Genomic DNA, 17,121 nt, shown 5'->3' on the forward strand with positions numbered 1-17,121 from the left:
CCCCAATTTTGGCCGGGCTTTCATTTATCCATTTAAAATTTTCGCTTGCGACCAATGACTGCCAAGCCCAGTAGCGAACCCAGAACGGCCAGTCCCCATAGTGGGGAGACTGACTTATCATCGGTCTGTGGTAAGGTCGCCTTCGTCGTCTTATTTGCGGCGAGAGTGGTCATATGACCGCCATTTTGGCTTGATTCGGCCACAGTAACCGCTGCACCACCCGTTGCTGGCGTCTTAGCCGGCTTGGTCACATTCGGCTTCTTACCATCCGGTTTATCGGCCGCATCACCCGGATTAATCAGATTAGTATCCCCGCCATCCTTTGCATAGATGTAGGTCACCTCACTGTCTTGCTCACCATAAACGCCGTTAGCATTGGCGGGGGTCGTCGCGAGCTTATAACCATCGACAACTGCCGGCACGGTCGTGTAGCTGTCGCCGACCTTCCCAGTCAGAACCACATCCGCCGCCACCGGTGTGCCATTACTCGTTTGATAATGAACCGTCACTTTAACGGTAGCACTTGGCGTCACAACCGGCGGCGTAACTGGCGTCTTATCGTAGACGTAAACCACGTGGATATCATCGGCCGCATACGTTCCGTTAGCATTTTCGGGGGTCTTGGTTAAGGTATAGCCATCAAATTCCTTGGCCGCGGTCGTGTAACTGTCACCGACTAACTTAGCCTCCAAGATCTCATCGTCCGCGAGTGGTTTCCCATCCTTGTCTTGGTAAGAAACCGTGACCATCCCAGCTTTGTCGGATAGCACGTAGGGTTGGAAGAGCACGATCCGTTGATGCTTCTGGCCATCAACCTTTTCAGATGCTTGCCCAATCAAAAAGTATTTGTACGCTTGGGGGATCGTTTCCTTACTTTCGTATGGCGTATTTCCCGGTTCTTGATCCCGCAGGTTGTAAAAGGTAATCGATCCATCGGTCTTGTTAAAGGTATAGTCGCCACCACGGAAATAGGCGTACCCGGCAGCCGGCCCGGACTCAGGATATTCCGTTGGTTGCCATCGACTACCCGAAGTTCCAAGCTTCCAATGATAATTATCTTCATCGGTATAGAGCGCTGGCAAGATGGCGGTCCTAGTGGCTCGGTCAACCCTGATCAGTGGCAACGTCACAAATTGTTCCCAGGCCGTGACACTGGTATTTTCCATAAAGTGGAATCCAGATAGGTCTAAGATACTATTATATTGAATATCGACGCTCTTTAAATTTTTGAGCCCCCATAATGGACTAGCATCGGTAATCCGATTCCCCGTTAAATCTACCGTTTCCAATTTGGTCATCGATGCTAATTCCGAAATATCAGTCACATCACCGTAGTAGTGCTGAGAGGCATTCAAATCAGACTTCAAGGTTAAGTGCTTCACGTTGATCGCATACTCCAACCCCTTCAAGGAAAATGAAGTCGTACCATCAATGTAAGTATCCTTATTCCCTGAATTAGAGCTTCCGCCGACGTGAACTTCATCTAGTAGAGCCATATCATCCTGGGTGATTTCTTCTGGGGTGGTCCAGGTCCGCCCAAGGTCCATTTCATTCAGTCGATTCATGATCGTCAGTTGTAGGGTCTTGTTAGGCAGCCAGTCATTGATCGATTCCTTGACGACTGGAGCCGCCGTTGGGGCCAGCAAACGACGACTGCGAGTCTGTTCTAGCACCACACCACTAGCGACCGGTTCTTCGGTCACTTTCGTATCACTGTCGTCTTTAAGTGCCGGTGTTTTGTCCGGCTTGTCTACCGGTGCGGTCACCGGTTCAGGGTCCGCTTTAGGAACTGGAGCGACTTTAGGCGTCAGGCTAACTTTGTCGCTAGGTGTCGATTCAGCGGTTGTCACCGCAACCGGCGTCGATTCATCATCAGAGCCCACATCCGCGTTAGCCGTTACGTCCACGACCCCCAGGGAGAGACCTATAGCGATGATGCCCGCAAATATCCAGCGCTTACCTTTTTTATACATCTTATAATGCCGTTTAGTATCCATTTTATTTAACACGATATTTCCTCCCTTTCACGGGTTTGCTTAGGGTGTCCAGAATGAATCCGATTACATTATAGTCATGGTAATCAATTGCTTATAGTCATGAACTATGTAGATCCTTATGCAATTAGTATATACCGTCGTCAATAAAAAAGCTAATCTACTTTTCCAATCAAATTTATTTGGTGGTGATTATTTTCGGCAGAAATTGCGTCCCATCAACGTTGTCACACCAACTATTCAGTGAAATTCGTTTTAATTAATTTATCACTAAATAACTAAATATAGTAAAAGAACCTCTCACCAAAAATGGTGACAGGTTCCCTATCCTGTGTAAGTGAATTTTAGTACGAATTGACTCAGGCTGGCTTGCCATTGATTAAAATTTATGCTCCCAGTTCCCTGACTTCCAGAACCTCGAAATCAACCTTAGCCGGACTCATTAAACCCAGTCACCGCTTGGCTAGTCCTGTTCCGCTAGCCAACTGGTCAGTCGGGCTAAATAAGCCTCGGTTTCATCGATAAAAACCATGTGCCGGCTGTTGGTAAATAGCGTCCATTCCGCATTAGGCAAATGATCCACCATCGTTTTCGCTACCAATGGTGTACACAGGTCGTTGACCCCACTGGTCACCAAGGTGGGCATGGTCAGTTCGTAAAGACGATCCGTGTAATCATAGTCGGCCAGGGTCCCCGTTGGAAAAGCTTCATTGGGTCCCCAAGCCGTTTGATAGGCTTGGGTCCCACCAATTTTTGGTCGTCGTAAATATTCGGCCGACGTTGACGTCACCGGTCCGGACGCATGGGCAACCATATAACGTTGATTGGCCGCCAGGTACTCCGGTGTGCTGAAATCACCAGTCCGCTCGGCGGTCGCAAGCGCCGCACGATCGGCGGGCGCCATAAAGGTAATCAGCCGGTGCTGCTCCTGTGACCACAGTGACGAGGAGGATAACGTGCTAGCCAGAATGACGCTTTTGATACCGGCAGGCCGCCGTTCGCAAAGATAAATAATGGCCAACATCCCACCCCATGACTGGCCCAACAAGTGAACCTGATTGAGGTGCAAGTAGTCGCGTAACGCCGCGAGTTCATCGACCCAGGTCGTCGCGTGCCACAGCTCGGGGCGATCGGGAATCGACGACCGGCCGCATCCCAGTTGATCATACATGATCACTGGTCGGCCGGTTTCCGCCGCTATTTGATCAAAGACTTCAAAATAATTGTGGGACGAACCGGGACCACCATGTAGTAACAATAATGGCGTTAGGTCAGATTTGAGGTCCCCCACAATTCGATAATAAGTTTGGTATTGATGAAATGGCATAAAGCCTGTTTTAATTTTCATGAGGCACCTCGTGTTTTCTTATCTGTGACAGCAGCGATCCACTTCTCCGATCAGCATACTGCTAGTGCTCCCGGAACGTTAACTGGACGCCAACGTTTGTTATCCCAGTAGCCAGATCAACCAACCTGTGGATTCTACCGTAATGACCCCGTCAATTGTGCGGGTCCCTTGCTGGAAACAAAAAGTGGCGACCGCCGTGGCCGCCATTTCGCCGATCATTCAGTTAAGTAGTCTAATATCCGAAACATGGCCTGCTGATTGGCCGCTGGAACCGGTGTGGCCAAGATATCGGCCGCCGTTTGTCCCAGAACCGAGCCATTGATATAGGGAAAGTCATTCACGACAATTTCGCGAACGTCGTCAGCCACCGGTTCGAAGTGGAATTGTAGTCCCACGACGTGATGACCAATCACAAAGCCTTGATTGGCAACCCGGTCGCTGGAAAATAGCCGCGTGGCCCCGGTAGGAATGCTAAACATATCTTGATGCCAGTGCAGAACCGTTAGCTGCTCTGGCAATCCGGGAATCACGTCCGTTTGCCGATACACGGGTGCCCAGCCGACCTCCTTGACCGGGGCTTGAGTGACTTCACCACCCAAGGTCAGACTGATTAATTGTGCCCCGAAGCAAGCCCCAAAGATGGGAACATTTCGTGCCATAAGAGTCTTAACCAGCTCGCGTTCCTCTTCAATCCAGGGAAAATCATCGTTCGGACTCATTGGGCCGCCGAGGATCACCAACATGTCGGTCTCGTCCGCACTCGGCACGTAGCCAAACTGGTAGGGATGGTAGATGTACACCTCGTGGCCGTGGCCCTTTGCCCAAGTGGCGATTGAACCGGGACCCTCGTTGGGTGTGTGTTGCAAGATATTAATGCGCATAACGGCTTCCTTTCCATCAACGGCAATGTTGGCATGGGTATCGCCTGCAAATCCCTATAATGACGCTATTATAACACGCACCGCTTGGCTAGAATGCTTCATGGAGAACATCTCACTATTAATAATTACTATTTGTTATTAATAATGTTAATCCGAGAATGTATCCACCATTCTGGCAGCCCCAAGGGCAACGCGCCGAGAATCCGGCCTAGGCTCCAAGTGAGTGATTGACCGGATGGCAACTGCTGAGCGAAAAGCGGATCAAGAAAATCGACTGGAACACCAATTATGGTGCCATTCATGCTGACCCGCAATGCCGCAGCTTCCTGAACCGTTTTTTGCCAATACCGACCAATGGCCTGGCGCGCCAAAGGGGACACTACCTGGGCACGGTCGATATCGGTCACAGCCACTTCGCCATCCATTTCGGCGAGGCTCGAGAAATGCTGAAAAGCCGGTAGGGTCGTTGTTAGCTCTCGATCCAAGGGTAACTTTACCTGTTCAAGGGGATTCGAAACGTTTTGCAAATAATCACATAACCACCAATACCCCAATCGATCGGCTGGCGCTTCACTCCACCAGACCCGAATAGCTTCGCCACGTGCAATGGCCACATCCAACCGTTGCCGTTGTTGCTGAACTTGTTTAGTTAGGATCTCGGCACTCGGCTGATCCGCCTGAGCAGCTTGTACCGCCCAGGCCTCGGGATCAAACGTTTTTAGCCTGGTGAGGTCACCGACTGCCAGATCCCATTGAAGCCCCAGAACCGGTTGTTTTAACGCCATGGACAAGCCATTGGCAAAACTTTTGTTGAAAGTCACATCCATTTTCAAATACTCCCCTAATGCTTCGTTTTACTTTTCTAAGGCTGCTAGTTCAGTGGCGGAATACACATAGTCGACGTGGGCCATCGTGGGTACCTCATCCCAAGGAACTGGATAACCGGCCCCGTGCGCACAGAATACCGAGTCCGGTGTGTTATCCAGGTCGGAAACAGGGGCATAGTCCTGGGCTGCGATGACCTCATCGGCATTGTGACATGGCCGATAGCCGTCGATCAAGCACTCCAGAGCCCCTTGTCCATGTGTATAGGCCTGGACGGCCTGACTGTAGTCCTGCATTTCTGCAACCGGCGCCACACCGGTCAAGGTGGTCATCCCCGTGGTCGCATTTTCTACCGGGGATTCAAACTCTCCGGCCATTCGCTGGATGTCGGTCATCGCGCGACCGACCTGATCCTGACCGACTTCTAACCGGAATCGATACCACGGCTCCAATAGCTCGCAGGCCCCACGTTCCCGCAACATCATCAATCCCTGCCGCACCGCGCGCCAGGTAGCCTCACGAAAGTCACCACCCACGGAATGTACGATGCTGGCCCGGCCACTAATTAAGGTAATTTTCACGTCGGTTAAGGCCGAACCCGTTAAAACACCCAAGTGTTCCTTGGCCCGTAGGTTACTCAGAACCTGATGCTGCCAGTTTTTACCCAATACTTCCAGCGAGCAATCAGCGGCGAGCTGAATCCCGCTGCCCCGTGGTGCCGGTTGTATCAGCAAATGGACTTCCGAGTAGTGACGCAAGGGCTCAAAGTGACCAACGCCTTCCACCGCTTGGGAAATTGTTTCCTTATAGAGAATACTGCCCTCACCGAAACCAACGTCCAGATTAAAGCGATCATGTAAGATTTGTTGCAGAATTTCTAACTGGACAACCCCCATGATCTGCACCCGAATTTCCTGCAGATGACTCGACCAAGACACATGTAACTGGGGATCTTCATCTTCAAGTTCCCGTAAGATCGTTAAACATACATGAATATCGTTGTCCTTAGGATCCAGCGTGTAGTTCAAGACCGGTTGAATCTCCGGCGCCCGGCCATCCGCTTCCTGCCCAAGTCCCTGCCCAGAATAGGTCTCCGTCAGGTTAGGAATAGCACAAACTTGTCCGGCACTCACGGTTGGTTGAATCGTAAATTTGGCACCATTGTAAACTCGGAGCTGGTTCACCTTTTGTTCACCCAAAATCACGGCCTTATTGGCGAGCTCGCCGCCAGTCATCCGTAACCAGGTCAGGCGTTCGCCCTTCTCATCGTGGGAAATCTTAAAGACCTTCGCGCCAAATTCCGACTTGGTCGGCATGGCAACCGTCCACTTTTCTAGGCCGGCCATGAGTTCAGGAACCCCCGTTAGCTTTAGGGCTGCTCCAAAATATACTGGAAAGACTTGCCGCTGACTGATCATCCGTTGAATAGCCCCATCTGACAAATCACCGGCATCCAAATACTGCTCGAGCACCGCGTCATCTTGCATGGCTAGGTTTTCACGATCAGCCGCCGCAAACACGTGGTCAAAAGGCAGACAGCCCCCTGAAAAGGTCGCCTGTAATTGCTCCAAGAGTGCTTGTCGGTCTGTTCCGTTGGCATCCATTTTATTCACGAAAATGACCGTTGGTACCTGATAATCGGCCAGTAACCGCCACAGCGTTCGAGTGTAGCCTTGGATACCATCCGTGGCCGACACCACCAGGACCGCATAATCGAGAACGCTAAAAACCTGTTCCGTTTGGCTCGCAAAGTCGACGTGTCCGGGGGTATCCAGCAGAGTCAGATCCAAGTTTTCCGTCTGTAACCGTGCCTGATGAGAAAAGATGGTGATTCCACGTTGTTTTTCCAGATCATCGGGATCCAAGAAGGCATCCCCATTGTCGACTCGACCGAGCTTACGCAGACCGCCGGCATGATAAAGCATGGCCTCGGATAACGTGGTCTTGCCGGCATCAACGTGCGCCACAATCCCCGCTACAATTTGTTTCATCGGTCATTTCTCCTTTAATTTCATATTTTTAAATGATTTCGTTCATTGCCTAGCTAAAACATCCTCTAACATCATACCATCTCTGTTCCAGTAGGAACATTATGCGTACTCCCTACTCTTACTAACGAAATTACGGCCGAAATTTTCGCATGAATTGACAAAAAAAGCTGAAACAAATCCCATATGGACTTGTTTCAGCCTGAGTTTACAAGGTTTTGACGAGATTATACCAGATCTCCCCCGCGTGGTCGGAATCGGCCACGCCGCGATTATCAAAGCCATTCTTCTCGTAGAAGGGCACGTTACGATCCAAACTGGTGAGGGCAACTGTCTGGCGTTGTTGAGACCTGGCAAGAGCCGTCATGGCGGTCAAAAGTTGACTCCCCAAATGCTGCCCACGATAAGCCGGGTCCACTGCAATCGTAAAGATGAGCTGATTGCCGCCCTGCACCAGGTTAGTTGGCGTTGTCTCATACATCCAGTCTTCCACCAATGGTTCAGTGGTGGCGGGACCAACCACGAACCCCACAACCCGGCAAGCGATCTTCCCCACTAAAAATGTGGCCGCTAATTTGGCAATGCGGTCACGATATTGAGCCTCGGTCCCAGCCTCATCTGGCGTAAAGCCCAAATTCTCAATCCGTAAAATGTCTGGCAAATCCGCCAGTGTTACCTGGTTAATTTCCATTATGAACCCCACCTTCATTCGATAACTTTCGGATTAGCATACCAAAAATCCCAGTGTATGTCCCGTCGTCAATGTTTCATGTGAAACATTGACGACCGCTGTCGCCCCAAACAAAAGGACCGATCACCTTCAATGATGATCGATCCTAAAAGGTTTTGTTTAGCTATCTTGGCGAGTCGCAGCTAAGTCAATTTCCCGGACGTTAACTTCTTGTGGCATATCATAAATGAATTTTACCGTTTGTGCCACGTACTTAGGGTCCAACGTCAGGCCACCCATAGTCTGCTTCCAGGCTTCATAGTCCTTCAGTGCCCCGGCATCGGTCACATGGGTCAACAGTTCCGTTTCACCGGCACCCGGTGCCACCAAAGAAATCCGGACGTTATCGTTGGACACTTCCTGACGAATCGTCTCGGACAAACCATGAACGCCAAATTTGCTGGCGACATAGGCAGCATGGTTCGCGAATGCCTTGAATCCAGCAATGGACGACATGTTGATAATCGTTCCATGCTTCCGAGCCACCATCGCTGGCAGGACAATCTGGGTCCCATTTAGCACACCCATGACATTGGTGTCGAGCATCGTTTGCCATTCCTTAGGGTCTTGGCGTTGAACATTTCCTAACAACATCACCCCGGCATTGTTAATCAATAAATCAGTGGCGCCATACTTGGCTTCCGCTGCTTGAATGGCCGTCTTTAGCGCCGCCTGGTCGGTCACGTCAACGGCCGCCGTCATGACATTGGTAAAGTTCTAAGGGTAACGCTTGAATCTTCTCTACACGGCGTCCCAGTAGCAATAATGGGAACCCGGCCGCATTAAACAACTTGGCATCTTCTGCCCCGAAGCCTGAGCTGGCACCGGTGATCACAACTAATGGTTTTGTTTCTGTCATAATAATAAATCCTCCTAAATGGTCTTGTCTTTGATTGATTAATGGTAGTATAGTTTCTAGAGCTGACTCTAAGTCAAGCCACAAATTCAAAAAAGGCGGTTTATTTTATGAGTTATTCAATTGGTCAAGTATCTGAAAAGCTTTCCATCAGCCCCTATACCCTCCGCTATTACGATAAGGAAGGCCTATTACCATTCGTCGATCGCAACGATGCGGGGCGGCGGCGCTTCAAAGATAATGACTTTAATTTTCTGGAGGTCATCATGTGTCTCAAGGAAGCCGACGTTCCCGTCAAACAGATTGGCGACTTCATTGACCTGTGCATGACCGGCGACACCACGTTACAGGCCCGCTATGACTTTCTAACGGAGCATGAGCAGGCCTTGGAAAAGAAGATGGCTCAGCTTCAGCACACCTTGGACTTCCTCCGCTGGAAGAAATGGTACTACAAGACCGCGCTACAGGCCGGTACCGAAAGTATTCACTATCTTCCCGGCACCAATCATGTTGATCCGGCGGTCCATGTGGAATTTGAAAAATTGGTGGCCAACGGCGCCAGTCCCGAAGAACTGGGAAAATTAGCGTAAAATAATGACCGCCAAGTGATGATTAGCCATCACTTGGCGGTCATTTTAATTTATGACGAGACGGGCTTGTTGCATACAACATCCCACAAAAATCCCTTTTTTATGCCAGCTTCTTATAGAGCACCCGCATCGTTCGACCGAAGCGATCTGGCTTTTGATCAATCATTTGGAAGTCCAGATGCTCGTAGAGCCCCACGTGCTGGGTCACAATGTAAATTCCGTTGATATGGGCTTCAACGGCGACTTTCTCGGCCGTTCGAACCAATGTCAGGCTGAGACCGCGATGACGATACTCTGGATTGACGTATACCGTACTGATGAATGGTGTGTAAGTAACGTCGCGCACCACGTCCTCCGCGGTAACGCCGCAGAATCCCACCAACGTCGCGCCATCGGTCATGTAAATAACCCGCTCAAACGGTTGCCAAGACCCCGCCAGCATATGTTGCTTGAGGGCGGCCCCGGCCGGCCATTCGATGGCCCCGATTTGTTCCGCCGCCATATTCCATAGCGGGTCTGCCGGCGTCATGATTTGTGTTTTCAGCACGATAAGCCACTTCCTTTTACGATATTAATAAGTCCATTATAGGTCACTACTGGTTACCAAAGTAGTCGTTGACAGCTGTCGTGTCACTTATTTAAAAATCGCTTCGCCATTGCGATAGGCCTTAACCTGTCTGGCATATTGGGACTTAACAAACTTATGGGTCTTTTGGTAACCAAAGTCACCAAATGCCATCACCTTTCCCTTTCGGTACACGGCAAAATCAACATGTGAGAACCGAATCATGGCATTCTTTTTAACATGTCCTTTAACACGGTAAAGATGCTTGCCAATCTTTTGATACTTGAGATGATTAATAAATTCCGTTGGCATATTGGAGATGCCAATGACAAACTGGTTCCGCGTGATACTATACCGCGAGCCAAAGCCCTGTGCACCCGTCCGCTTCGCTTGAAACTCACCGCGGATGGCTTTAGGCGTTCCACTATGCCACCGGGAAGCATTGGCCGTTGTTGACATCATACCGCCTAATACGAGTGCCGAGATCGCTGCCATGACCATTTTGCCAACTTTAACCATCTTTTCTCCTCCAAGGTTGTGTGAGTGAGGTAATCCTCATCGATAACGTCATATTAATATTAATTATCAGCATTTTGATTAACACTGGGCATCTTTCATCAACGTTACTATGTGCCTTTTGAGAGGTACCGTCAACTAAGTCGCTGTATAAATAATCTGATACCCTAGCATTGACTATTCAACCCACCCAATCTTGAATAACCACAAAAACATCCTATACTAGAACTAATTAAGGAGGAGAAGTAACCATGAGAAAAACTATGTTAATTGGCACACTAGCAAGTTCATTGTTATTTAGTACAATCATGATCATGCCCGCAACTACGGCGAGTGCTAAAACAACCTACCTACCCAAATCCGTTCGGAGTCACAAATGGTACCGCCTTACCGATGGTTACCAAGCGGGCTACCACGACAAAACAATTTTCAAGGGTAATAAAATGACCGTATCAACCCTTGGTGGTAAGGCACACTGGCACTTTACCGGGCTCAAACGACACAGTAAGAAAATCTATTATGGCCGTCTACATTATTCCAAAAAGAATTCGGAACCCGTTAAGGTAAAGATCATTAGTTCTAAACACTTCGATATCATTCCCAAGCATTTTTCTTGGCTCAAGGGGAACTATACTGGCAACGAAAAGATGGGTGCTAGCATCTATAAGCGGTAATCATTAGTTACATATAAAGGGAAGTCGAGACAATGCTCGGCTTCCCTTTAATTTAATAAAAAAACCTCCATGGCTAGATCTTTCGATCCCACCATGGAGGCTTATTTTATCTTTTAATTATTAATAACAACTAATCTAATCTTTCTTGCCCTTCGTTTCAGACCGCTTGAATCCAAACAGGCCACCGAGAATAGCCAACAGAGCGACACCCCACCAGGATGACGTTTGCCGATCACTGGTTTGTGGTAAGGTCGTTGCCTTGGCCGCAGCCAAGTTAACCTTTTGCGAACGAGCGCCGTTAGCACTCAGCTTAGCCGCTTGGGCCCCACTAGCGACAGTTCCCTTGTTGGCTTGTGAGCCAGTCTTGCCGGTGTTAACCTTGTTGGCTTGCCCACCCTTTTGATCGGGCTTAGCAGGCTTCTTAGGCGTGATAACGGCCGCAGCACCACCGTTGTTGCTATCAGCAGCATACGTGTAGTAAACGTCTTGATTCCCGGCAGTGTAGACGCCGCTGGCATTAGCCGAACTGGAAGCCAACTTGTACCCTTTGATCGTTGGAGCGCTAGTCGTGTAGCTTTGACCAACTTCACCAGTTAACGTTTGATCGTCGGCAACCCTGGTGCCATCTGCCTTTTGGTAGTGGACCGTGACCGTCCCGTTCGTAACGGGATTAACTGGGTTAACCGGCGTACCTGGGTCGACTGGTGTGACTGGCTTTCCAGTTGATTTGTAGTAAACATAAATATCGTTGTTTACGTCGTGAATTGTTCCGCTCAAGGTGTTGTCAGTAACGGTACCACTCCCATCAACATGGTCGAAGGTGTAGCCATCAATCGTCGGCACGTCAACGGTCCATGCGGTATCCTTCTTGCCGGATTCCTTCACAACCTTGTCACCAATGGCATTCCCATTTTCATCGACCAGATAAATCTTTTGCAGTGGATTAAACAGCAACGTAATGTTTTGTGCATCACTATCGTAGGTCACTGAGGAGCTTTCGGAAGTAGCCGTCAGATCTGGCGTATACTTAGCGGGCTTTTCATATTCAAACCCACGGTTTTCCAGGTCAGCAATGGCTTGTTGAACCGATGGATCATCCAAGACATCCTGTGATGAACCAGTCTTGCCACTCAGAATAACGAATGGGGCAATCTTAACCCCACCGTCTAATTGGAAGGCCACCGTGACGGCGCCAACACTCGCATCCGTCGTATATGGAACGGTAATGGTCCCAGTGAAACTAAGGCCATTAGGTGCTGCCGGTTGTGTTAAATCGTTGTGCCGACTAACATCCCAGTCCAGAACAAGCTTACCAGAAGGGGACGTCAGATCATACCAAACGGACCAGTTCCCAGCACCAATCGTACCGCTTGTCGCCGTGGCTTGGGGATCGCCTTCCATGAATTCGTTAAAGTTATACAGATTGTCATAGGCAAATGACCAAGTCGATAAGTGCTTAGTAGTCGGATTCAAAACAGCCGGTGCCGTCGTCCAAGTCTGGTTATTGGCGGAAATCATGTAGGAGATCTGGTCCATGAATGGTTGCCAGTTTAGCCCCAAGAGTGGCGTAATATCATAAATATGGTTATTTGAGAATGAGAAGAACCCTGGTGTTGCCGTGATATTACGCAGTGGCGACACATCCTCAATATCGTTAAATGAAAGCGTAATGTTAGATAAGTTAGTCATCTTGGACATAAATGACAAATCTTTTAATTGGTTATGACCTAAATCAATCGTTGTCAAATTTGTCAACCCGGCCAAAGGTGCCGTATCGGCATCCGTCAACTGGTTATTCTTGAGCTTCAAGGTTACCAAACTCGTGAGGTCTTTCAAGGCCGACAGGTCACTCAACTGACCATTACCGCTGGGGTTACCCCAGGTCTTGCTGGCCGTCGCATCTGGATAAATTACTAATTTTGTCAGGTTCTTAGCGTACTGTAAGCCTGCCAAAGACTTCGCATTGGCAACCGCGTTGTAAAAGGCTTGGTCGGTCCGTTCCTTAGCGGTAGCCGCACTACTACTGAAGTCAATAGATGTTAATTCAGCGATTAAATCTGAGGTAATTTGAGAAACATCCGTCACTTCTGGATGGTTGTTTTGTTGAATAGCAAATAAGACCACCTGTTGGAAATCCTTATCGGGAACCAGATCGTCGACCGTTGGGGTAGCCGCATCAGCAGCCGGCGCCATACGGGCGTTCATCAGCGGAGACTTTTTCGACGTCTCTTCCGTGGTTCCAGTCTTGTCATCGGAATCGCCAAGCGAGTTGCTGACCTTCTTATCGTCGGTAACCTTCCCAGTGTCCTTAGCAACTACGTCAGGGCCATCGCCGTTTGACCCGGACTTATCCTTGCCCGCCGAGTCAGTGCCACCATTGCCAGGTAAATCACCTGAATTATCCTGAGCAGATTGCTCCTCAACTTCTTTATCATCAACTGGTGCATTCTTGCCGGATAGGGTGACTTGCTTATCCTGAGTCGTCCCATTGACAATCTGACCAGCCGCGTCATCGGTGCCGGTAGCCGTAGTTGCCGCATGGGCATTCGTCGATAAACCAATCGTCGTTAAGGTTAAGGCAACGGCACTGGTTAATAGCCACCGATTCTGACGCTGTTTACTGATATTTTTATCTAATTTCATTTTAAAGTCCCCTGTCATTCGTGACGTTTTTCCCTAGTCAAAACAAATAGTCATATGTAAGTTAAGGTACTGATTAGGTTCAATGTACCACCACTAACGCTTTTAATCAACACTGTAAACATTCATTTACATTGTAAATGTCAGCGGCTTAGCCACCCAGCGCTGATATATCAGCGTTTATCAAGACACTTTATTAATTGGATTTAAAAACGCGCCTCTCATATTTCAACCATAAATTATAACTGTTATGCCCGATATTACAGTATTCGTCAGCCGTTTTCGAAGCGCTTTGATAGATATTCACTAAACTGTTACGATCCCGGGGTTATGGATGAACTTTTCAACATTTAAGACTCATCGTCACAAGGCACTGACTACTTTAAAAATACAAATAGGGTAGCAACTGGTTCCTGCCACCAGTCGCTGCCCATAGCGTGTCTATAATGAAGCCGGCGGAAACTGCATTGGCATTGACACAGTAACGTTCCCCGACATGTTTCACGTGAAACTTCGATCACCACTGGTCCTGCCGCCAACACTCGTTCCGACCGGTAATTGACGCCAGTTCGCCATGACCCAAATATGATATAATCACCGCTGGAAGTAAATCATACCAATTAGCGAAGTCTTAAGTATCACTACGCAACCATAAACCAATTAGGAGTTATCAAATGAATAAAATTCTACAAGAACAGTTCCTTGTCGATGACCTTTCGGCCGACCAAAAGACCGTGATCACCAACATTAATGACTATATCAAGCAAGGGCTAACGGGCAACACCTCATCCGTCGCCATCATTCAAGGAGCCGCCGGAACGGGGAAGTCCGTCGTACTGATGGAACTTGTCCGCCAATACATGACCGACAAGCGCTACAAGACCTCGTTGGTCGTGAACCATCCCGAGCTGTACAAGGCCTACCAAGACTTGGCGGAGTCCATTCCCAACATGAAGGTCAAAACAATTCGCCGGCCAACCTCACTGATTAACGACGCCCAAAAGAATCATAAACAGTACGACATTATTTTCGTGGACGAGGCTCACCTCCTGTATTCCAAGTCGGAACCCTACGCCCACTATCGCGGTCAGAACCAACTGACCGACCTAATGAATTTGGCTAAGGTCGTGGTCGTCGTTTACGATTTCGAACAGGTCTTCCAGTCAAAGATGTACTGGGACAAGGATCTCCTTTTCAAAACCATCGGCTCACATCCCCATAAACAATTCGATATGAACTTCCAATACCGCATGGTCGCCAGTGATGAACAGGTAGCCTGGATGGACGACCTGTCTGCCGAAAAGCCCTTGAAGCCGTTCCCTGACAACAGCAATTTCGAATTCAAGACTTTCGATACCGCAGGCGAACTCTTCGAAAACATCAAGAAGCATAACAAAGAGGTCGGCATGAGTCGAGTCGTCGCCACCTCGGGCTTCCCTCGAATTGACGGCCGCCACAACGTCGAAATGGATACCTTCAATCTGCCTTGGGACGAATGGGACCCGCAACGGACGCACTGGGCCAAGCGTGAAGGGTCAATTACCCAAGTGGGAACGATCTACACCCTGCAAGGCTTTGACTTGAATTACGTTGGCATGATCATCGGGCCTTCATTTGGTTACGATAAGAAGTCCGACACCATGACCATCATCCCCAAGAAATATTCCCACAAGGAAATCTTTAAGAAGCGGAAGGATATTCAGTTTTCACAGGAAGAATACAAGACCTTCATCGCCAACGTCCTCAACGTCTTGATGAAGCGCGGAAAGTACGGCCTTTACCTGACGGCCTACGATGACGCACTACGTCAACGACTGGTTGAATTGGATAAGGAACGACAGTAAAAAGCAGCCACCAGGACCCTAGTTCAGGGATCTGGTGGCTGCTTGTCAAGGCCACGTTAAACGACATGCGCTACAACTGTGTCGAGGTCTTCAAGCACGCCGGCGATGACTGGCAGGCCATCCATTCCACTTGGTCCGTCATCCGACCAATGGACGTGGCCTTCGATCCCGCCAAGCCCCTCGTTTAATCGCTGCCGAGGTGGCTGCGTTTGAATGAGGGGCATCTTGAACGCCTAATCGCTACCTAAACAACCATGTCCCATGACCACTAGAAAAGGTGTCCTCAATGAGGGCACCTTTTTGATTTAGCCGTTCTTTTCATGCCACGCCTTGATTTGTGCTAAGCGGTCCTTGAAGCGCCGCTCGTTGCCTTCGCTGGTGGGCAGATAATACTCATGTCCATCCACGGACGGCGGCATGGTCTTCATCGTGGTTAATTTATCCTTGGCGTAGTGGGCCAACTCGTAACCCTTGCCGTATCCCAAGTCCTTCATCAACTTGGTTGGCGCATTGCGAATCTGTAACGGCACGGGGTCATTGGCGGTCTCTTTAACATCCTTGGCCGCGGCCAGCCGGGCCTTGTAAATGGCATTGGACTTCGGGGCCAACGATAAATAGGTCACGGCCTCGACCAGGTGCACGTCACACTCGGGCATCCCCAGAAACTGGCAGGCCTGAAACACGTTAATCGCAATGTTCAAGGCGTTGGTGTCCGCCAGACCAACGTCCTCACTGGCGAAGCGGACCAATCGGCGGGCAATATACAGCGGGTCCTCGCCACCTTCCAGCATCCGCGACAGCCAGTAGATCGCGGCATCCACATCGCTATTGCGCATGGATTTGTGCAACGCGGAAATGATGTTGTAATGCTCCTCGCCGGTCTTATCATAGAGCACAAACTTCTTCGTAATCAGCTGACTGAGATCGGCCATGTTCACCGTGGTTCCTTCGTCAGTCTTGTTCCCATTCAAGATGGCCATCTCAAGCGTGTTTAACGCCATTCTGGCATCCCCATCGGCAAAGTTGGCGATCGCCTGAATCTCATCGTGACCAATCTTGATGGTTTGTTTGCCATAACCTTCCGGATTACTGAGGGCATTTTCAACCAATGTCACGATGTCGGCCTGCTTTAATTCGTGGAGGACAAAGACCTTACACCGCGACAACAGAGCCGAGTTTACTTCAAACGAGGGGTTCTCGGTCGTGGCCCCAATGAGGATAATGCTCCCCCGCTCCACATAAGGCAGAAACGCATCCTGCTGGGCCTTACTAAACCGGTGGATTTCGTCCACAAAGACCATGGTCCGCTCACCAATCTCGCGGTCGAGTTCCGCCTGCTTCATAATTTTCTTAATCTTGCTAATCCCGCTGTCCACGGCACTGAAGCTTAGAAAACTTGACTTCGTTTTTCGGGCAATAATTTCTGCCAGCGTCGTCTTGCCAACGCCCGGCGGGCCCCAGAAGATCATAGACGATACCTGATCATTTTCGATGATTTCACGCAGAATTTTCCCCGGTCCCAGGAGGTGCTGTTGCCCCACGAACTGGTCCAGGTCCCTGGGCCGCACGCGACTCGCTAATGGGGTATTCTCGGGTTGATTGGCGAAAAGTGATTCCTGTTTCATAGATAAGCCACCCCACTTTCAGATTTAACGTCATGAGCCAGTCTA

The 17,121-nt window shown here is 49.4% G+C and carries 14 protein-coding genes and 1 pseudogene; 4 read left to right on the forward strand and 11 right to left on the reverse strand.

Going from position 1 to position 17,121, the window contains the following annotated elements:
- Positions 1 to 32: 32 nt before the first annotated feature.
- The 7 genes and pseudogenes from LSE01S_RS02770 to LSE01S_RS02800 form a co-directional block, all read right to left on the reverse strand.
- Complete coding sequence (locus LSE01S_RS02770) at positions 33 to 2,009, reverse strand: MucBP domain-containing protein (protein ID WP_061776105.1); 1,977 nt, start codon at positions 2,007 to 2,009, stop codon at positions 33 to 35.
- A gap of 448 nt (positions 2,010 to 2,457) precedes the next feature.
- On the reverse strand, positions 2,458 to 3,342 hold the full coding sequence (gene pepI, locus LSE01S_RS02775; protein WP_061776106.1) for a proline iminopeptidase: 885 nt from the start codon (positions 3,340 to 3,342) through the stop codon (positions 2,458 to 2,460).
- A gap of 215 nt (positions 3,343 to 3,557) precedes the next feature.
- On the reverse strand, positions 3,558 to 4,223 hold the full coding sequence (locus tag LSE01S_RS02780; protein ID WP_061776107.1) for a type 1 glutamine amidotransferase: 666 nt from the start codon (positions 4,221 to 4,223) through the stop codon (positions 3,558 to 3,560).
- Between the two features lie 128 nt (positions 4,224 to 4,351).
- Positions 4,352 to 5,050, reverse strand: a complete 699-nt coding sequence (locus LSE01S_RS02785; protein WP_061776108.1) for a DUF1835 domain-containing protein — start codon at positions 5,048 to 5,050, stop codon at positions 4,352 to 4,354.
- A 27-nt stretch (positions 5,051 to 5,077) separates the two neighbouring features.
- Positions 5,078 to 7,039, reverse strand: a complete 1,962-nt coding sequence (locus LSE01S_RS02790; RefSeq protein WP_061776109.1) for an elongation factor G — start codon at positions 7,037 to 7,039, stop codon at positions 5,078 to 5,080.
- A gap of 205 nt (positions 7,040 to 7,244) precedes the next feature.
- Positions 7,245 to 7,727, reverse strand: coding sequence for a GNAT family N-acetyltransferase (locus LSE01S_RS02795; protein ID WP_061776110.1), 483 nt, complete (start codon positions 7,725 to 7,727; stop codon positions 7,245 to 7,247).
- Positions 7,728 to 7,886: 159 nt separating this feature from the next.
- Positions 7,887 to 8,625 (reverse strand): annotated as a pseudogene (locus LSE01S_RS02800) (SDR family oxidoreductase).
- Between the two features lie 107 nt (positions 8,626 to 8,732).
- Between LSE01S_RS02800 and LSE01S_RS02805 the strand changes: the two are divergent.
- Positions 8,733 to 9,212, forward strand: a complete 480-nt coding sequence (locus LSE01S_RS02805; protein ID WP_061776111.1) for a MerR family transcriptional regulator — start codon at positions 8,733 to 8,735, stop codon at positions 9,210 to 9,212.
- 100 nt (positions 9,213 to 9,312) lie between these two features.
- Here LSE01S_RS02805 and LSE01S_RS02810 read toward each other — a convergent pair whose 3' ends face one another.
- Positions 9,313 to 9,759 carry a GNAT family N-acetyltransferase gene (locus LSE01S_RS02810; protein WP_061776112.1) on the reverse strand — a complete coding sequence of 149 codons (447 nt, stop codon included), beginning with the start codon at positions 9,757 to 9,759 and terminating at the stop codon, positions 9,313 to 9,315.
- Between the two features lie 87 nt (positions 9,760 to 9,846).
- Positions 9,847 to 10,296 carry a hypothetical protein gene (locus tag LSE01S_RS02815; RefSeq protein WP_061776113.1) on the reverse strand — a complete coding sequence of 150 codons (450 nt, stop codon included), beginning with the start codon at positions 10,294 to 10,296 and terminating at the stop codon, positions 9,847 to 9,849.
- 248 nt (positions 10,297 to 10,544) lie between these two features.
- Between LSE01S_RS02815 and LSE01S_RS02820 the strand changes: the two genes are divergently transcribed.
- Positions 10,545 to 10,967 carry a hypothetical protein gene (locus LSE01S_RS02820; protein WP_156470452.1) on the forward strand — a complete coding sequence of 141 codons (423 nt, stop codon included), beginning with the start codon at positions 10,545 to 10,547 and terminating at the stop codon, positions 10,965 to 10,967.
- A 135-nt stretch (positions 10,968 to 11,102) separates the two neighbouring features.
- Here the strand turns inward: LSE01S_RS02820 and LSE01S_RS02825 are convergent, their stop codons facing one another.
- A complete protein-coding gene (locus tag LSE01S_RS02825; RefSeq protein ID WP_061776115.1) occupies positions 11,103 to 13,610 on the reverse strand; it encodes a MucBP domain-containing protein in 2,508 nt (835 codons plus the stop codon).
- Positions 13,611 to 14,281: 671 nt separating this feature from the next.
- Between LSE01S_RS02825 and LSE01S_RS02830 the strand changes: the two genes are divergently transcribed.
- A complete protein-coding gene (locus LSE01S_RS02830) occupies positions 14,282 to 15,451 on the forward strand; it encodes a DUF2075 domain-containing protein (RefSeq protein WP_061776116.1) in 1,170 nt (389 codons plus the stop codon).
- 65 nt (positions 15,452 to 15,516) lie between these two features.
- Entirely contained in the window at positions 15,517 to 15,639 is a 123-nt protein-coding gene (locus tag LSE01S_RS11185) for a hypothetical protein (RefSeq protein WP_268872578.1), read from the forward strand.
- Between the two features lie 117 nt (positions 15,640 to 15,756).
- Here the strand turns inward: LSE01S_RS11185 and LSE01S_RS02835 are convergent, their stop codons facing one another.
- Positions 15,757 to 17,076, reverse strand: coding sequence for a replication-associated recombination protein A (locus tag LSE01S_RS02835; protein WP_061776117.1), 1,320 nt, complete (start codon positions 17,074 to 17,076; stop codon positions 15,757 to 15,759).
- Between the last annotated feature and the right edge of the window lie 45 nt (positions 17,077 to 17,121).

Origin of the sequence: Levilactobacillus senmaizukei DSM 21775 = NBRC 103853 (assembly GCF_001592085.1) — a bacterium.
Lineage (GTDB): Bacteria > Bacillota > Bacilli > Lactobacillales > Lactobacillaceae > Levilactobacillus > Levilactobacillus senmaizukei.

Coding starts and splice junctions, on each gene's coding strand:
- pepI (WP_061776106.1), bottom strand. CDS start 3,342: ATGAAAATTAAAACAGGCTTTATGCCATTTCATCAATACCAAACTTAT.
- LSE01S_RS02780 (WP_061776107.1), bottom strand. CDS start 4,223: ATGCGCATTAATATCTTGCAACACACACCCAACGAGGGTCCCGGTTCA.
- LSE01S_RS02785 (WP_061776108.1), bottom strand. CDS start 5,050: ATGGATGTGACTTTCAACAAAAGTTTTGCCAATGGCTTGTCCATGGCG.
- LSE01S_RS02790 (WP_061776109.1), bottom strand. CDS start 7,039: ATGAAACAAATTGTAGCGGGGATTGTGGCGCACGTTGATGCCGGCAAG.
- LSE01S_RS02795 (WP_061776110.1), bottom strand. CDS start 7,727: ATGGAAATTAACCAGGTAACACTGGCGGATTTGCCAGACATTTTACGG.
- LSE01S_RS02805 (WP_061776111.1), top strand. CDS start 8,733: ATGAGTTATTCAATTGGTCAAGTATCTGAAAAGCTTTCCATCAGCCCC.
- LSE01S_RS02815 (WP_061776113.1), bottom strand. CDS start 10,296: ATGGTTAAAGTTGGCAAAATGGTCATGGCAGCGATCTCGGCACTCGTA.
- LSE01S_RS02820 (WP_156470452.1), top strand. CDS start 10,545: ATGAGAAAAACTATGTTAATTGGCACACTAGCAAGTTCATTGTTATTT.
- LSE01S_RS02825 (WP_061776115.1), bottom strand. CDS start 13,610: ATGAAATTAGATAAAAATATCAGTAAACAGCGTCAGAATCGGTGGCTA.
- LSE01S_RS02830 (WP_061776116.1), top strand. CDS start 14,282: ATGAATAAAATTCTACAAGAACAGTTCCTTGTCGATGACCTTTCGGCC.
- LSE01S_RS11185 (WP_268872578.1), top strand. CDS start 15,517: ATGCGCTACAACTGTGTCGAGGTCTTCAAGCACGCCGGCGATGACTGG.
- LSE01S_RS02835 (WP_061776117.1), bottom strand. CDS start 17,076: ATGAAACAGGAATCACTTTTCGCCAATCAACCCGAGAATACCCCATTA.